The following is a 15,801-nucleotide window of genomic DNA, read 5'->3' as shown; positions in this document are numbered from 1 at the left end:
AGCCGCGTTAACCCTGCGCTGATTTCAGCGGCGACGCTCCCTCGTTTAATCAGAATCCGAGAGCGGCCTTCTCATGAGAAATGGCGAGTCGAGTCCGTGTTTGTTCGGCCGGCTGAGCCGAAGACAGATGTCTCTTGATGTTTTTCATTTTTATAGCCTTAGGTGTGGGATGGAATTTAAGCTTTAATTCCATTCTCTTGAAATTTCGTCTTTCCACCGTCGGCATTTCTGAAAAGAAATTTTCAGTTTCTACAAAATAATTGATAATCAAATAGATATTAGATAAAACCACTTTGTTTCTAAGACATCTTTAAATTGAGTCTCGGATTTTTTCGTCTAAATTGCGCCCCTCGGAAATCGGTCAAGGCATCTGGCATGCCTTTAAAAATCATTGTTTTAGTGGTTTTATCTATATTTATTGAAATTTTGAGACAAATAGGGATTCTTTATAAAATGTGAAGACCTTGCAGTTTTTGAAAACCATCCGGCATCTCCTCGACACCATGCGAAACTTAGAAAACCTTCAGGCTTGGGAAGCCTTTCTGCATACGGCAAAATCGGGCAACATTTCGCAGACAGCGCTTTTAATGGACTTGGATATCGCGAAAGTTTCACGCTTAATTTCCGGCTTGGAAAAAGAACTCGGCTACGCCCTGCTTCAAAAAAACTGCCGTCCCTTTAAACCCACACGCAAGGGCGCACAGCTCGTCAGTGTCGCAACACCGCTCGTGCGCGGATTTCGACAGATGATCGAATTTTCAGAAGGTACCGCTCAAAAGCAGCTCTTCCGAATTTCTTCCCCGATTGAAATCGCGCAGGAGTTTTACAGCGAAAAACTGCTCGCCTACTCGCGCACGCACCCAAGCGTACAGTTTGAAATCATTCCGGAGCACTCTGCCAACGCACTGCTGCGGGGCGAAGCGGATCTTGCCGTAGTCAATCAGTGGCCGACCGACACTACAAATCTCATCATTCGACCCTTTATGCAGACCGCAACGCCGGTACTTTGCACACCGGAATACATCCGCCGTTTTGGGCTGCCGAAATCTCCTTCGGATCTGGTGAGACACACAGGACTTCTTCTTAAAACTGCAAACCGACACAACACGCAGTTTCTGTACAAAGGAGGAGAAGAATCCGGAATCCTGAAATGGAAAACGCTCTTTCTGAGTCACGATCAGCTGACACTGAAGCGTCTTTTACTAAACCATCAGGGGATTACCGTTGATTTGTATTTCGGACACGTTCTGGAAGAAATCAAACGCGGCGATATTGTTCCGATTCTGCCCGGATGGGAGCGTGAGCCCTGGGTAATGGCAATGGTCACAAGGCAGGATCAGGAACTTCAGAATGCGGAGCTCAAAAATTTCGCGCTGTGGTGGAATAAAAGCGAAGCCTCATCCGCGCTTGAGAGAGTTTTTAACGGCAGAAAAATTATCGATGAAGCCGTCCGACGAATGACGGATGAATTATTGACTTAAAAACAGAAACGGCTCCGATTAAGGAGCCGCCTGAACGTTTAACGCTTACTGTTCGTCACCGAACCACTTCTTATAAATGCGGCCGAACTCGCCGTTCTTCTTCAATTCGACAAGCGCACCGTTGATTTGCTTCAGAAGCTCTGCATTGCCTTTTGGAACTGCGATTCCATATTCTTCAGCTTGCATCTTCGGTCCGACCAGTCTGCCGCGGTTTCCGCCCTGAGCGACGTAATAGGCGACAACCGGGAAGTCCTGAATCACGGCGTCAACACCGCCGTTCTGGAATTCCAGGAAAGTTTCCGCGGCGTTCGCAAAAGTGACGACCTTGGCGTTGGGGACCTGTTCGGCGCGGAACATGCCGGTTGTGCCGATCTGAGCGCCAATCTTCTTTCCTTCCAGATCTTTAATCGACTTTGTTGTTGTGTCTGTCGTCGGAACCATGATAATCAGACCGGAGGTGTAGTACGGGTCTGAGAAGTCAACGAATTTTTTACGTTTTTCATTGATTGTCATGCCCGCGATCACCGCGTCGACAATGCCTGTGCGCAGCGCGGGAACCGTGGCGTCAAAACCCATGTTTTGAATCACAACTTTATAGCCGAGCTGCTTGCCGATCGCACGGATCAACTCCATGTCAAAACCGGTAAATTCTTTGCCGTCTTCAGCCAGGAATTCAAACGGTGCAAAGCTTGAATCGGTACCGACAAGAAGCACACCATCTTCAAGTGTCGGCGACTTTGCCTGTACCGCAGAGAAGGATAAAAGCAGCGCCGCAGAAACACAGGCAAGTAAATTTCTTCTAAACATCTAAATCTCCGAATTTGTGGTTAGGTTTTTCCCGATTAAAAATGAGGGCATAAATAAAGTGTAGAAAAAAAAATTAAAAAACTCTTTTTCCTCCAACGAATTACTTCATACAAACGGATGAAATCCGAGGCACCCAAGGCACCCCGGATTTCCACGCCTCAGTTACTCAACCCGCTCTCCGTGAAGGCTAAGGTCAAGACCGATGCGTTCCTCTTCGAGAGAAACTCGAATTCCAATCAGCTTGTCAACGATCTTCAGCAGAACATAAGTTACGATCGCTGCATAAACCATCGTCGCGATAACGCTTTCTGCCTGAATCCAGACCTGCTCAAGCATCGGACGCATGGCCTCTCCGGTAATGCTTTCCGTGGCAAACACTCCGGTGAGAATCGCACCTACAATTCCGCCCACGCCATGCACACCGAAAGCGTCTAATGAGTCATCATAGCCAAGCTTAAATTTGAGCCAGGTTGCACCGAAATAGCACACGAAACCTCCGCAGATGCCGATTAAGAGAGCTGCCATCGGTTCTACAAAGCCTGAGGCCGGAGTAATCGCCACGAGCCCGGCGATTGCACCCGAAATCGCGCCAAGAACGGTGAAGCGGCGATTCTGGACATACTCACAGGCCATCCAAGTAAGCGCCGCAGCCGCCGCGGCAATCTGAGAAACCACAATCGCCATTACCGCTCTTTCATCCGCAGCCAAACCGCTTCCGCCATTAAAGCCGAACCAACCGATCCAGAGGAAGCAGGCGCCGACTAATGCAATGATGAGGTTGTGCGGCGCCATCGCCTCCCGTCCGTAACCAACACGCTTGCCAAGAACAATACAGGCGACCAGACCCGCGACGCCGGCATTAATATGAACAACCGTGCCGCCCGCATAATCAAGTGCTCCCGCCAAAGCAAGCCAGCCGTCCGGTCCCCATACCCAATGACAGACCGGCACATAGCAAAAGAGCGACCAAAGAACCATGAACAGAAACAGCGCGGAGAATTTCATTCGTTCGGCAAAGGCGCCGCACATCAGCGCAGGCGTCAGAATCGCAAATGTCATCTGAAAAATCATGAACAGCATTTCGGGAATGGAGCCGTGCATCGTTTTAATGCCGATTCCCTTCAGAAATACCTGATCTAAACCGCCGATAAAGAAACTTCCTTCTGTAAATGCAAGTGAGTAACCGGACACATACCAAACAATGGTGCATGCGCAGCAAATCGCAAAACTCTGCATCGCGACCGAAAGTACATTCTTTTTACGGACCATGCCGGCGTAAAAGAGTGCAATGCCCGGGATTGTCATAAATAGCACCAGCGTGGTCGCAACCAGCATCCAGGACACATCCGCGGCATTCATCGCTGTTTCTTCTGCCATTACCGCGGGGCTTGAAAGAAGCATTAGAGAGAAAATCAAGCATTTCATATCGCAGCCTCCCCGGTTTCACTTGTACGGATTCTGATGATTTCTTCAAGCGGCAGAACAAATATTTTTCCGTCGCCGATTTTTCCTGTGTAGGCGGCTTTGGAAATCGCCTCCGAGGCAAGATCCAAAAGATTGTCCGGCACTGCGGCCATAATCTGCATCTTCGGCAGAAAATCCACCACATATTCGGCGCCTCGATACAGTTCCGTGTGTCCTTTCTGACGGCCGAATCCTTTGACCTCCGAGACGGTCATACCGGTAATACCGATATCGGTCAGCGCTTCGCGCACCTCGTCGAGTTTGAACGGCTTAATCACCGCAATGATGAGTTTCATAATTTCTCCTGATGGTTATAGTTTCCCGTAAGGGCTTAACCACTCACATGCATAAACCGTGCCAACTCAGGAAAGACTGAAAATCAGGAGCTTTTTTCTTTCTTAGAAATATTTCTCAACAAATCACACTGAAAAGACGCACCATCCTGGCGCTCAATGCCGTAAAAAGACCGATCTCAGCGTTTTTTTCTCTTCCTTTATGAACCTATTTGGAGCATACTAAGGATAGGGATCTGCCCCGCAGTTCCTAGCCGGAATTGCTTATCTTGTAGGTCCTGCGCAATCAAGCATATTGAGGAGACCGAAAATGAAAATTACCTGCCACATGATCATGTCCGCCGACGGACGTCTCTTATCTAAATATTGGAGCCCCCTTTATAACGACGCTTGCGGCGTCGGCGATGTTTACGAAGCGACCGCTGCCAAGATGCCCGCTGACGGATGGATCGTAGGCCGCAACACGATGGCCGAATATGGTGAGGATCTGATCGAAGAACGCGAACCGATGGAAGGTCCGAAGACCATGCACACCATGACTTTCGTCGGCAAACGCGAAGGCCGCCCGCTCGCAGTCGTTTTTGACGTTCAGGGACGCCTCCATTACAAATCCCCGACCCTTCCGAGCGGCGAACATATCGTCGCGATTTTGGGCAGCCATGTCACACGCGCTTATCAGAAAGAACTTGAAGACGTAGGCGTCTCTTACATCATGCGCACGCCCGGCACTAAGAAAGAAGAAACCGAAAGTGCATTAAAACATCTTGAATCCGACTTCAATGCCAAGCATCTCCTCCTTGAAGGCGGCGCCCTTACCTGCGGTACATTCATCGGTATGGGCCTTGTAGACGAACTGAGCCTGATTATTTATCCGGGACTCGACGGAAACAGCGCTCATCCTTCTGTTATCGAATGCCGTACCGAAGAGCCGTCTCCTCTCAAAAACAATCGCCTCGAGCTGATTGATTGTGAAACCGTAGGTTCCGGTTTTGTGTGGCTGCGCTATAAGATGCACCGCTAAAGCGCGAACTTAACGCTAAAGCCTCCGAAACGGAGGCTTTCCTCTTGTCATGTGGATAAGACCTTGAGGCCGAATCAATTTCGGCCGTTTCTTTTATCCGGACTAGCGTCCATGCAAAAAAACTCACAAATCATCGGATTTGTGAGTGCCCGGAGGAGAAGGGTATGAAATTATTAAATATTATTTAGGCTGCCAATGCACAATTAAAAGTACTTGGTAACGCCGGTAATAATGTTAAAAGCATGGTCTTTGGTAAATTTCTTCGTTGATTTATTCTGGCCGTCCCAACGAGAAATACCGCCGCCGATATAAATATCAACACTCTTAGACGGACGATAGAGATACTTCGTTGCAAAACCAATCATTGACGCGCTGTGATTCTTAATGCCGTTATCTGTATCGACTTTGTAGTCGCGGTAGTAAACCATCGACTGCCAGGACGAAAGCCCAAACCAGAACTGCGTGCCTCCGTATAAGCCATAGCCTTTAATATTGCCGGCCGATGAGAATCCGTCGAGCTTGTTCACACCGTTAAAGTACTGCGCCTGAAGATAAACAGTCACCGGTTCCCAGCGATAGCTTCCGCCAAGTGTCACAATCTTTTTGCTTGTTGTCGCTTTGGCCTTCTGCTTAGAGCCCCAATCAGTTTCCTCATAGGCGGCAATCAGGTTTAGTTTACCCAGGTTGTATCTCAGTCCGCCGGCATAAAAACGATCAACTTCACTCGTTGCTTCATTTCCCTCTTCGCTCGACTCCGTCTTCATGGAGTACTGAAGAGTCGCCTGCACACCCGAAAGCATGGGAGAACGATAGGTAAACATATTGTCAATGCGGGATGATTTCACCGGCGCCAGACCTGTACCGTATGTGCCGCCTCCAAATGAATCCATAAAGAACTCCAAGTCATACGCGCCGGAGCCGGAAACAATACCTGAGATACGGCCGGCTGAGAGCTCACCGAATTTCTTGCTCGTCATGCTCAGATATGAACAACCTTCAAATAATTTATTGCCGGAGGAACCGCCTTTAAGTTCACCGGTTGTGGAATCAAAACGATTCTCCAAACGGAAACCGACGGAAAAGTCAGAGGTAATCTCTTCAGAGCCTCGAATACCGATTCGTGACGCGGTATTGAGACCGGAATTCATGGAAATTGTGTTGTCTTTGTGCGTATCGCCGCCATAGTTGTTATAAGCAATGCCGGTATCAATACGGCCGTAAATCATAATCGGACCGGCCCAGGCAGAGGACATCGACAATAACGCAGCGGACGAGAGAAGAAAGATGTGGGATTTTTTCATTTTTTACTCTTTGGGTAAGAAGGGAAAATTACAGAAGGAAATAAGCAGCAAACAGCAGACAGACCATCACAGGCGCACTTCTTTTAACCACTTCCATCGGATTGACGCCTGCCATGCCCGCTACGAGAATTACACCGCCGGCAAGCGGAGAAGAGAGGCGCCCGAAGGAGCCGCAGATGACGGCCAGCCAGCCGAGGTCTGCAATCTGAAGTCCAAAATTGGGTGCGTTCGGCGTGACGGCTTCATTAAACGCGAAGGCTGCCGCATCTCCCGAACCGGTAAGAACGCCCATAATGTAGGGACCAAACGCTCCGCCGATGCGTGCGAGATGATTAGCCGAGGTCAGTGACTCAACCACTAAATCGATGATGCCTGCCGCTTTCAAACCGGCAGCAAATACACCTGCGGCAATGATGATGCCCAAGATGTTGGCATAGCCCTTGCCCATGCCGTCAAAGAATTTCTTGGTAACTTCAGCCGGGTTGGAACGTGTGACAGCCAGAGCATAGGCTGTTCCAATAAGCATTGCGGTAGCAACACTCATCTTCATCGTTGTGTAAAGAGAAACATAAAGAAGAATGACAACCGGAACGAGCGGTGCGATTGCGTAGAAGATATTCACCTTTTCCGGCAGATTTGATGCGGTCTGCATCTCTCCTTTCTCTTGAACCTGGGGTTTTTTATAGTCGCGATATGCCACGCAGACAATCATTAGTCCGGCAATCGTCGCTGCCGCAAATAAAACAAGCGGCAGTGTGAACTGACCGATGAATTCCATCACTTCCATATTGGCGAGCTTGGACACAAACACATTGTGCGCAACACCGGGATTAAGAAGCGCTGGGGTGGTTGAACACACAATAGCAGTTGCGGCGATTGCAGGCCTAAAGCCCGAGCGAATCAGGATCGGGATCATCGAAGGACCAACCGCTGCACACAAACCTGCAGTCGAGGGGATCGCCACAGCGCAAATGCCGGTAACAGCCATACAGGCCGGCAAAAGAAAGACACCTAAACTTTTTAACGGTCTTGTCAGCAATGCAACTAAATGAACGTCGCATTTCGTTAACGAAATCGCTGCGGCAAAACCCATCGCTGAACAGATCGCGATAATCAGCGACGCTTTTGTCATAGATGCGTCGAATTGCTGAAAAGCAATCATGGGCTTTAACGAAAAGATCGCCATAGCAAAGCCCGCAACAATAAGCACGCAGCGAGTTTCATACCTTTTTATCAAGGCATAGATAGTCACCAGCACTGTAACCAATGCGAATGCAATATTTAAGGACATAATTAAACCTGATTGAATGAGGGTGAGTGATTGATTAAGAATCCTCATCAGTCTAGGTAAACAAATGTGTCAGTCCTATTCGGAAAAGCGTCAAAATCTTTGTCCTATATCGGATATCGGATATAAGATAACTTTTAACGTATTGCTTTTTCAGGGAAATTCAAGATTATTTTTGAGCAGGTTTTAGATCAAAATTCAATCTGAAAATAAAAAGGAAGAATTTAATGTCTAATAACCCCGTTCAATTAAAAAACAAAAGATGGATTTATCTTTTGTCTTTCTGTCTCATCAACTTTATTTCCGGAGCGCTTTATATTTGGAGCGTTTTCGCTGCTCCGTTCGCGTCTTACTTCAATCAGCTCAACGGAACTGAGCTGACCTCTTCGGACTTAAGTTCGGTTTTCGGCTTAGCGGCAGGATTAACTCCATTTCTGATGCTCGCAGGCGGCTACATAAACGATCGCATGGGGCCCAAACTTGTCGTCGCGCTTGGCGGCCTTGCCATCGGAGTCGGCTATCTCATCTGCGGATATGCTGATTCACCTTCTCTGCTTTATATCGGATACGGATTCTTTGTCGGTGTCGGCACCGGGATGGTCAACGGCTGCACAATCAACAGCGCCGTGAAATTCTTCCCTGACAGACGAGGATTTGCCGGCGGACTCGTCACCGCCTCCCTCGGCATTGGCGCTGCTGCGCTGCCTTTCCTTGTCAATGCGCTGGTTGTCAGCATTGGCATTAGTGACGCATGCATCATCTTTGGACTGGGCTCCGCCATCCTGATCTGCCTGCTGACTCTTTTCACAGCAAAGTGCCCTGATGATTTCGCTAACGAGTTCTGCGACTCTCCAAAAGCAGCATCTGTCTCCGGCATTGAAACAAACTGGATCGGAATGATTAAGTCCACTCTTTTCATTCCGCTCTTCGTTCTCTTTGTAACCGGTTCAACCATGGGGCTCATGCTGATTTCGAGCATTTCCGGCATTGCCAATCACCAAATCGGTCTGGGCATGACCGCTTCTGCAATGGCTGTATCCGTCATCTCGATCGCCAATACCCTTGGCCGCTTTATTTCCGGAACCGCCTCCGATAAGTTCGGAAGAGTCCCTACTTTAATGTTCATGCTTCTATTGGCAATTGCCGGATTTGTCCTTTTACTTTGGGCTTCACCGACAAGTGCATGGCTGTTCTTTACTGGGACCATCTTCGTCGGAATCTGCTACGGCTCGTTTATCGGCACATACCCAAGCCTCGTAGCTGATGAGTACGGCAATAAGAACAACAGTGTCAATTTCTCCGTAATGATGCTCGGCTACAGCATTGGAGGTTTCGGCGGCCCGCAGCTGCTCAAGTGGGCTCAGCAGGCCGGCTCTTACGACAGAGCCTATTTGATCTGTATCACAGCCGCAGCGCTCGGAATTATCTGCGGCGTCATCTATCTGCTCATCAAGAAGCACCAGCTTTCGGCTGCTTCATTTTCTTAAAGGAACTAAAAATGGAAGAACTGTATAAAAAAGAACTGATTGCAATTCGCAGACAGCTTCACAAACGCCCTGAAGAGGGATGGACTGAATTTGAAACAACCTACTTCATCACAAAATTTCTGCGCGAACTTGGACTGCCAGTTACTGTCGGCATCGCCAACGTCAATGAAAAAGAGGTGCTCGGTCGAGATGAAACGTTGGTAAAAGACGCTATCGAACGTGCGCTTAAAGCCGGAGTTCCTCAGTCCTTTATCGATGAATGCGGCGGCTACACCGGCGCCGTCACAGTCATTGACACCGGCAGACCGGGGCCAACTACTGCCTTTAGATGCGACATTGACTGCGTACTTGTTCGCGAAACTGACGACCCGGAGCATCTGCCGAACAAATTAGGCTTCCGTTCCGAACGCCCCGGATTTATGCATGCCTGCGGACATGACGCCCACACTGCTGTCGGGCTCACCCTGGCACACTGGATCAATGATCACAAGGATAAATTCTGTGGCAAAATCAAAATCATTTTCCAACCGGCAGAAGAAGGCGTCAGAGGTGCCCGTGCAATGACCGCTGCCGGAATTGTTGACGATGTTGACTACTTTGTCGGAGGACACATCGGCGGCGTTCTTAAACTCGGCGAAATCGCCATTATGGACGGTGGTTTCCTCGCCTCTTCAAAATTTGACGTTTCCATCAAAGGCAGAGCGGCTCATGCCGGGAACTGCCCTGAACTTGGAAATAACGCACTCATGGCAGCGTGCGCTGCATCGATGATGATTCAGGGAATTTCCAGACACGGAGAAGGCGCAACCCGCATCTGCGTCGGAACCCTGCACGCAGGAGAAGGCAGAAACGTGATTCCGGCAACCGCCAAACTACAGATGGAAGTACGCGGCGAAACCCATGAAATCAACGAGTTTTTGAAAAACTCAGTGCAGAACATCTTCGAAGGCATTGATAAAGCTTACGGCGTTCAGTCCACCATCACACTGGCAGGAGAGTCAACCAGCCTGACTCCGTGTCCGGAATTTTTCGAAACACTGGAAGGCGCGATGCAAAAAGTCCCCGGAACCAAAGTCATGGATAGAGTTCACTGCCCGTCGGGATCAGAAGACTGCGCTCTATTCCTTAAGCGTGTGATCGACAACGGAGGCAAAGCTGCTTTTGTCCTTTACGGCTGCAACCACGGAGGTCACCACCGCTCGAATTTTGATATTCAGGATGAGAAAAGCCTCCCCATCGGGTTTGATATCTATAGGGAAACTGCGCTAATTGTCAATGGAGCGGCCGCTTTGTAGAATAGATTCAGCCCTCGTACGACAATCCTTGCCCCGGGAGGACAATGTGAACAACACTTCGCTCAATGAAAATATTTTTTTCAGTCCTCAAAAACAAACGCTTTTTTTACAAGTCAGCAATGCCTTGTCTCAACTCATTTCTGAGGAAAAGTGGACTCCCGGGGAGATGCTCCCAAGCGAGACCGAACTCGCAAAAGAGTTCTCTGTAAGCCAGGGAACCATGCGCAGAGCCTTAAATCTTCTTGTTGAAAAAGGCATATTGATTCGACGCCAGGGACGAGGCACTTTTGTTTCGGATTTCAAGAGAAATGAGAAGCTCTTCCAACGCCGCTATGTCAAATTTGTTCCTGATGATCCCCTAACTGATGAAGCGTTGCCGACAACCTCAAAACTTTTATTCTTTGTGAAAGTTTCACCGCCGCTTGAAATTCAAAGCAAACTCTGTCTTGAGCCTCAGGATATGGTGATACACGCCGGCAGAGCACTTCTTGCGTCTTCCGGTTTGGTGACTTTTGATGAAATTTGGGCTTCGGAAACCGTATTTTCCAAATTGACAGAAGAAAACTTAATGAAGCACGAAGAGAAACTGCTTTATTCCTTCTATCAAAGCGAACTCGGCGTCTCAATCGGAAGGGTCGAAGAAACAATCAAGGCAGCGCTGCTGCCAAGCAATCTATGCTTCATGTTTAAGCTCCCGGATCCGACTCCGGTCATCGAAATCAATCGTCTTGCCTACTCTGTCAATGATAAGCCGATTGAATATCGACACCAGCTCTGCGTCACACGGAAATACCACTACACAGTGAGCGGACAGTTTGAAGACAACGTCGAGTTCTAACGAACGTTTTCTCGGACTGTCATTTATTCCCGTGCCGCAGAACAGATTTTACGCGCGACTGCCCTGCACCACCAGATATTTAGGATCTAATGCGCCGTTCAGATAATTAATCACGTTGTCAGCGGCCGCAAAATTCATTTCACGCATGTTCTCCACGGTCGATGAGGCAGTGTGCGGCGTCAGAACCGCAGTCGGACAGTCAGCGAGCGGAGAATCCGTACAGGGCTCCTTCGGATAGACATCCACCGCGCAGGAAGATAAATGTCCGGACTTGAGCGAATCAGCCAGGGCGTGTTCATCCACAACCGGACCTCTGGCGATATTGATCAGGCAGGCGCCTTTTTTCATCTTCGCGATTTTCTTCGCATCAAAAAAGTGATACGTCTCATCCGTCAGCGGAACACAGGCCGCGACATAGTCACTTTGTGCAAGCAGCTCGTCGAGCTCAGCATACTCAGCTCCGTAGGTCGGCTCCTGCGGATTGGGATGGCGACAGTAATAAAGCACCTTCATGCCGAAAGGAACCGCGCGTTTAGCGGTTTCAGTACCGATTCCGCCGAACCCGACCAGACCAAGCGTATGGTTTTTTGCACCGGGCTCGAGCTTGCTCTTCCACTGATGCGCGTGCATCAGTGCATTCTGCTGATCAATGCGGCGCGCAAAATACAGGATGTAAGCCATGATCTGCTCGGCAACCGCTCCTTCTACAAACCCTCTGGTGTGCGTGAGTCCAATGCCGTTGGTCTTAAGACCCTCCTGATCAATTGCGTCATAGCCGATACCGTTTCTGGAAATCAGTTTCAGCTTGGGCAGACGAGCAAGCAGAGACGGACGATACGTTTCGGTTCCGGCAATAATGACATCCGCGTCCTTCACGACTTCAAAGAGCGTGTCGTCAGCGACGCCCGCACCGAGCGAAGGCCCGCTGTAGTGGTGTACATCAAACCCTTTATCCTTGAGGTAATTTAAAGCGTCGTCACAAAAGTTGGCGATGGTGATGACAATTTTCATATTGATGTCTCCGAACCGATTAGTCTTCAAGGAGCTCGTCAAGCTCCTGCTTCACTTTGCGAATCTTCTTCGGCATAGCTGAAAGCGGCAGATTTTTCGCTTTCTCCATACTCCCGTATTGGCAGGCTTTTTCGTAAAGCCATGCTTCATAGCGCAGTCGTTTCAGGTTTTGTTTCTGCCGCTTCAGATTTTCTTTGACAGTTTCCGTCACAGTCTGCAGCGTCGCGTTTCGTTCTGGAAGTGTTCTGTCGCCGCATCGCATAAGTTCGGAAAACTGCGAAATCTCTCTGATCGACATGCCGCTTTGTTTAAGGCAGTCCACCAAGAGCAGTGTTCTGCAGTCTTCCACGCCAAATTCGCGAACACCGGATGCTTTGCGCTTCACTTGAGACAGGAGCCCTTCCTTTTCGTAGTAACGAAGTGTAGACGGCGCGATATTAAATTTTTTTGAAAGTTCTCCAATGGAATAGCTCATTTTTTCCTCTGCTCAAGCGCACTTTAACCTTTGCATTGTAGCTAGCTTTTACTTCAATAAATATCCGACGAAACATATATCGAAGAATATTTCCCTTGGGATGTCCCAAATTTCACCCGCCGACCCGTCTTTTGTCAGGTCATACGCATACAATGAAGGCAGTTTTTGGAGGAATACCATGCTTCGTCGTACTTGTCTTTTTGCTTCATCTCTATTGTTATCACCCTTCGCTTTGGCTGAAGAAAAAGTCGGTATTCGTCCGAACAGCGTGCCGTCTCATCCCGAATACGAAGAGTTAAGGGCGGGCACTCAGATTGAACATCTCTACGAGTCCATGCTTGCCAACGGCTTCGGCATCAAAAATCCGGATGCCAAACCCGACGAACCTACTGTCGTTATCGTGTCCGACACACAGTGTCCCTGGTGTTCAAAGCTGTGGCATGCCTCTCTGCCTCTGCAGGGCAACGTCAATTTTGTTTGGTTCCCGATTCCCGTGCTGAACGATCTGAGCCTTGATCAGGCCGCGCTGATTCTCTCCTCAAAGAATCCTTGGGCAGCTCTTGCCGAACATGAAGAACACTTTAAGGATCCGGACTTCCGCGGCATTAATCCTGCCGGCAAAGAGGTCGACAAGAAGTTCCGCGCTGAAGTATGGTCAAATGCCAAAATCGCACGATGGAGCGGTCTGACAGTTGTGCCGCTCGGCGTCTTCAAAAACAACGACGGCAAATATCTGCCCATCTTCTCCGGAACGGATACCAAGGGCTTGGAAAAAATTATTTTCGGAAAATAACCGGATTTTTATATTTTGCGAAAAGATCTGAAATTTTGCATGCTTTGCAAAATCAGTTTGTGAATCAGACCTTTTCTGCCGCGGCTGTCGTGACGACAATCATACTGCTTACACTTTCCTAAGGAGCGATGATGAGAATCCTAACAGCCGCAGCGGTTGCTTTTGCCTGCATTCTGCCTTTTTCCGCACAATCTCTGGAATGCTCTATTAAACCTAAAGTCACAGAGATCAAAGCGCCCGAAAGCTACATGCTTGTCGGCAATTCCTATACCTATTACTCAAGCGGCCTGTCCGGCAACGTTAACGGACTGATCAAGGCCGCCGGCTTAAAGGTCCGCAGAAACCGCATGGTAACCATCGGTGCAGCCGATCTCGGCTGGTTCAATGTCTGGGAACTCGTTCGTCCCTCCGGCATGGCGTCTACCTATGTTGACCACAGCGACGGCGGCAAGATCAAAACCTTTGATTTCCGCAAGGAAAAAGTCTTTGACGCCGTTGTGCTTCAGGACAACAGCACCGGACCGATTAACCCGCAGCGCAAAGACATTTTCGAAAAATATGCCAAGCAGCATTCCTATGATCTGCAGTGCATCGGCATTCAGCCGCTCTTAATGATGACTTGGGCGCGCAAGAACAAGCCGGAAATGACTCAGCAGCTTGCGGATGCTACGACCAAGGTCGGCAACGAGGCTAACGCCATGGTCATCCCGGTTGGCCTAGCTTTTGCCGAAGCGATTAAACAGGATCCGAAACTGGAACTCTACCGCGCGGATAAAACTCATCCGTCTCCGGAAGGTACCTACCTTGAAGCCTGCGTCGTCTTTGCTTCTATGTACCACCGCTCTCCGGTCGGGCTGAATTTCTTCGGCATCGAAAAAGTCGATGAAAAAACGGCAAGATTTCTCCAGAACGTGGCTTGGGACACGGTTTGTGAGTACTTCGGCTGGCAAAAGTAACACTTAATCCGATACAGCCGATTAAGCCGCACTTATCCTCCAGAGTGCGGCTTTTTTTCATGTCTTCTGCTCAGCAGCTCAGTCAGTCTACTCAGCAATAATCCTATCTGATTATTTTCCGACGCCAATCCGCTCAGCAGGGCCGCAGCGGATGCGCTTTTCAGTCTCAAAAAAGAAACACCCTCCCTCTCATGAGAGGAACACAAAGTAAATGACACCCGCCTCGTGATATTCGTTTTTTCTCAAAAATTTTCTTCTAATTCCTTCTGTAACTGTTGTTTTTTCAACAATCTGCATATGGATTAATCTCAGCGCGGTAATTAAAATCATTACCATTCTCAACACATTCTCAAAGAGGAGAAACAATGAAAAAGGTAATTCTGGCTGCTGCTGTATCTGCTGTTTTCGCTGTACCCGCCGTCGCCGCTGAAAACGCGGACGTCGTCGTTGTCGGTGCAGGCGGCGCAGGTCTTTCTGCCGCTGTAACTGCTCATGATCTGGGCAAAAAAGTCATCGTTCTTGAAAAAATGGCTTTTGTCGGCGGCAACACAAACCGCGCAGCCGGCGGTCTGAACGCTGCTGAAACCAAACCGCAGGAAAAGGCCGGAATCAAAGACTCCATCGAGACACACTTCAACGACACAATGAAGGGCGGCAAGTACCTGAACAATCCGGATCTCGTACACGTCCTCACAGACAACGCCAAATACTCTGTTGACTTCATCAACAGCCTGAAAGAAGGCGATCTGACTGACGTCGGCATGCTCGCCGGCGCCACCAACAAACGCGCTCACCGTCCCGTGGGCGGAGGCTTCGTCGGTGCCAACGTTGTTAAGGCTCTTGCCACTGCCGCTAAGGACAAAGGCATTGACGTCAGAACCAACGCCAAAGTTGAAAAACTTATCGTTAAGAACGGCAAGGTTGTCGGTATTCAGTACAAAGGCAAGAACGGCGTTAAGACCATCAATGCTAAGGCTGTCGTTATCGCTGCGGGCGGTTTCGGCGCCAATCAGGATCTGCTGACAAAGATCAATCCCAAGCTCAAGGGCTTTGGCACAACCAACCATCCGGGCGCTACCGGTGACGGTATCACTCTTGGTGAAAAGGCCGGTGCCGACACAGTCGACATGTCCCAGATCCAGACTCACCCGACCGTAGTTCCCAACAACGGCGAAATGATCACTGAAGCGGTTCGCGGCAACGGCGCCATCCTCGTCAACCAGGACGGCAAGCGCTTCATCAACGAACTGCAGACTCGTGACGTTGTTTCCGCTGCTGAGCTCAAACAGCC

The 15,801-nt window shown here is 49.2% G+C and carries 16 protein-coding genes; 8 read left to right on the top strand and 8 right to left on the bottom strand.

Features of this window, described 5'->3' with window-relative positions; all coding sequences use genetic code 11:
- Positions 1–503: 503 nt before the first annotated feature.
- A complete protein-coding gene (locus E5987_RS08040; protein WP_160335583.1) occupies positions 504–1,481 on the top strand; it encodes a LysR family transcriptional regulator in 978 nt (325 codons plus the stop codon).
- 45 nt (positions 1,482–1,526) lie between these two features.
- On the opposite strand, the gene E5987_RS08035 is transcribed toward E5987_RS08040, so the two are convergent.
- The 3 genes from E5987_RS08035 to E5987_RS08025 form a co-directional block, all read right to left on the bottom strand.
- A complete protein-coding gene (locus tag E5987_RS08035) occupies positions 1,527–2,288 on the bottom strand; it encodes a basic amino acid ABC transporter substrate-binding protein (protein WP_160335582.1) in 762 nt (253 codons plus the stop codon).
- 162 nt (positions 2,289–2,450) lie between these two features.
- Positions 2,451–3,713 carry an ammonium transporter gene (locus tag E5987_RS08030; RefSeq protein ID WP_160335581.1) on the bottom strand — a complete coding sequence of 421 codons (1,263 nt, stop codon included), beginning with the start codon at positions 3,711–3,713 and terminating at the stop codon, positions 2,451–2,453.
- Complete coding sequence (locus E5987_RS08025; RefSeq protein WP_160335580.1) at positions 3,710–4,048, bottom strand: P-II family nitrogen regulator; 339 nt, start codon at positions 4,046–4,048, stop codon at positions 3,710–3,712. The genes E5987_RS08030 and E5987_RS08025 overlap by 4 nt, the downstream gene beginning before the upstream one ends.
- Positions 4,049–4,355: 307 nt before the next feature.
- On the opposite strand from E5987_RS08025, the gene E5987_RS08020 reads away from it, so the two are divergent.
- Positions 4,356–5,066: a dihydrofolate reductase family protein gene (locus E5987_RS08020; RefSeq protein ID WP_160335579.1), complete on the top strand. Its 711-nt coding sequence runs from the start codon at positions 4,356–4,358 to the stop codon at positions 5,064–5,066.
- Positions 5,067–5,269: 203 nt separating this feature from the next.
- Here E5987_RS08020 and E5987_RS08015 read toward each other — a convergent pair whose 3' ends face one another.
- Positions 5,270–6,367: a porin gene (locus tag E5987_RS08015; protein WP_160335578.1), complete on the bottom strand. Its 1,098-nt coding sequence runs from the start codon at positions 6,365–6,367 to the stop codon at positions 5,270–5,272.
- A 28-nt stretch (positions 6,368–6,395) separates the two neighbouring features.
- Positions 6,396–7,658: a C4-dicarboxylate transporter DcuC gene (dcuC, locus tag E5987_RS08010; protein ID WP_160335577.1), complete on the bottom strand. Its 1,263-nt coding sequence runs from the start codon at positions 7,656–7,658 to the stop codon at positions 6,396–6,398.
- A gap of 224 nt (positions 7,659–7,882) precedes the next feature.
- On the opposite strand from dcuC, the gene E5987_RS08005 reads away from it, so the two are divergent.
- The 3 genes from E5987_RS08005 to E5987_RS07995 are packed head-to-tail and all read left to right on the top strand — an operon-like array spanning position 7,883 to position 11,275.
- Positions 7,883–9,142 carry an OFA family MFS transporter gene (locus E5987_RS08005; RefSeq protein ID WP_160335576.1) on the top strand — a complete coding sequence of 420 codons (1,260 nt, stop codon included), beginning with the start codon at positions 7,883–7,885 and terminating at the stop codon, positions 9,140–9,142.
- An 11-nt stretch (positions 9,143–9,153) separates the two neighbouring features.
- Positions 9,154–10,437, top strand: a complete 1,284-nt coding sequence (locus E5987_RS08000; RefSeq protein WP_160335575.1) for an amidohydrolase — start codon at positions 9,154–9,156, stop codon at positions 10,435–10,437.
- Complete coding sequence (locus E5987_RS07995; RefSeq protein ID WP_255453150.1) at positions 10,418–11,275, top strand: GntR family transcriptional regulator; 858 nt, start codon at positions 10,418–10,420, stop codon at positions 11,273–11,275. The genes E5987_RS08000 and E5987_RS07995 overlap by 20 nt, the downstream gene beginning before the upstream one ends.
- A 48-nt stretch (positions 11,276–11,323) precedes the next feature.
- Here the strand turns inward: E5987_RS07995 and E5987_RS07990 are convergent, their stop codons facing one another.
- Positions 11,324–12,286, bottom strand: coding sequence for an NAD(P)-dependent oxidoreductase (locus E5987_RS07990; protein WP_160335573.1), 963 nt, complete (start codon positions 12,284–12,286; stop codon positions 11,324–11,326).
- A gap of 19 nt (positions 12,287–12,305) precedes the next feature.
- Positions 12,306–12,761 carry a MerR family transcriptional regulator gene (locus E5987_RS07985; protein ID WP_160335572.1) on the bottom strand — a complete coding sequence of 152 codons (456 nt, stop codon included), beginning with the start codon at positions 12,759–12,761 and terminating at the stop codon, positions 12,306–12,308.
- Between the two features lie 178 nt (positions 12,762–12,939).
- On the opposite strand from E5987_RS07985, the gene E5987_RS07980 reads away from it, so the two are divergent.
- A complete protein-coding gene (locus tag E5987_RS07980; RefSeq protein ID WP_160335571.1) occupies positions 12,940–13,554 on the top strand; it encodes a hypothetical protein in 615 nt (204 codons plus the stop codon).
- 131 nt (positions 13,555–13,685) lie between these two features.
- The gene (locus tag E5987_RS07975) at positions 13,686–14,510 is read left to right on the top strand and encodes a hypothetical protein (RefSeq protein ID WP_237178770.1); all 825 of its coding nucleotides are present in this window, start codon (positions 13,686–13,688) and stop codon (positions 14,508–14,510) included.
- 189 nt (positions 14,511–14,699) lie between these two features.
- On the opposite strand, the gene E5987_RS07970 is transcribed toward E5987_RS07975, so the two are convergent.
- Positions 14,700–14,840, bottom strand: coding sequence for a hypothetical protein (locus E5987_RS07970; protein ID WP_160335570.1), 141 nt, complete (start codon positions 14,838–14,840; stop codon positions 14,700–14,702).
- Between the two features lie 35 nt (positions 14,841–14,875).
- Here E5987_RS07970 and E5987_RS07965 point away from each other — a divergent pair.
- A partial coding sequence (locus E5987_RS07965; RefSeq protein ID WP_160335569.1) for a flavocytochrome c occupies positions 14,876–15,801 on the top strand: 926 nt, incomplete at its 3' end.

Source organism: Parasutterella muris (genome assembly GCF_009767915.1).
GTDB classification, from domain to species: domain Bacteria; phylum Pseudomonadota; class Gammaproteobacteria; order Burkholderiales; family Burkholderiaceae_F; genus Parasutterella; species Parasutterella muris.
Note: the sequence above shows the minus strand (reverse complement) of the source record. Positions and strands in the feature narration are given on the sequence as shown.

What these genes read in the sequence shown, in the direction of transcription:
- E5987_RS08040 (WP_160335583.1), top strand. Translation starts at nt 504, where the DNA reads ATGCGAAACTTAGAAAACCTTCAGGCTTGGGAAGCCTTTCTGCATACG.
- E5987_RS08035 (WP_160335582.1), bottom strand. Translation starts at nt 2,288, where the DNA reads ATGTTTAGAAGAAATTTACTTGCCTGTGTTTCTGCGGCGCTGCTTTTA.
- E5987_RS08030 (WP_160335581.1), bottom strand. Translation starts at nt 3,713, where the DNA reads ATGAAATGCTTGATTTTCTCTCTAATGCTTCTTTCAAGCCCCGCGGTA.
- E5987_RS08025 (WP_160335580.1), bottom strand. Translation starts at nt 4,048, where the DNA reads ATGAAACTCATCATTGCGGTGATTAAGCCGTTCAAACTCGACGAGGTG.
- E5987_RS08020 (WP_160335579.1), top strand. Translation starts at nt 4,356, where the DNA reads ATGAAAATTACCTGCCACATGATCATGTCCGCCGACGGACGTCTCTTA.
- E5987_RS08015 (WP_160335578.1), bottom strand. Translation starts at nt 6,367, where the DNA reads ATGAAAAAATCCCACATCTTTCTTCTCTCGTCCGCTGCGTTATTGTCG.
- dcuC (WP_160335577.1), bottom strand. Translation starts at nt 7,658, where the DNA reads ATGTCCTTAAATATTGCATTCGCATTGGTTACAGTGCTGGTGACTATC.
- E5987_RS08005 (WP_160335576.1), top strand. Translation starts at nt 7,883, where the DNA reads ATGTCTAATAACCCCGTTCAATTAAAAAACAAAAGATGGATTTATCTT.
- E5987_RS08000 (WP_160335575.1), top strand. Translation starts at nt 9,154, where the DNA reads ATGGAAGAACTGTATAAAAAAGAACTGATTGCAATTCGCAGACAGCTT.
- E5987_RS07995 (WP_255453150.1), top strand. Translation starts at nt 10,418, where the DNA reads ATGGAGCGGCCGCTTTGTAGAATAGATTCAGCCCTCGTACGACAATCC.
- E5987_RS07990 (WP_160335573.1), bottom strand. Translation starts at nt 12,286, where the DNA reads ATGAAAATTGTCATCACCATCGCCAACTTTTGTGACGACGCTTTAAAT.
- E5987_RS07985 (WP_160335572.1), bottom strand. Translation starts at nt 12,761, where the DNA reads ATGAGCTATTCCATTGGAGAACTTTCAAAAAAATTTAATATCGCGCCG.
- E5987_RS07980 (WP_160335571.1), top strand. Translation starts at nt 12,940, where the DNA reads ATGCTTCGTCGTACTTGTCTTTTTGCTTCATCTCTATTGTTATCACCC.
- E5987_RS07975 (WP_237178770.1), top strand. Translation starts at nt 13,686, where the DNA reads ATGAGAATCCTAACAGCCGCAGCGGTTGCTTTTGCCTGCATTCTGCCT.
- E5987_RS07970 (WP_160335570.1), bottom strand. Translation starts at nt 14,840, where the DNA reads ATGATTTTAATTACCGCGCTGAGATTAATCCATATGCAGATTGTTGAA.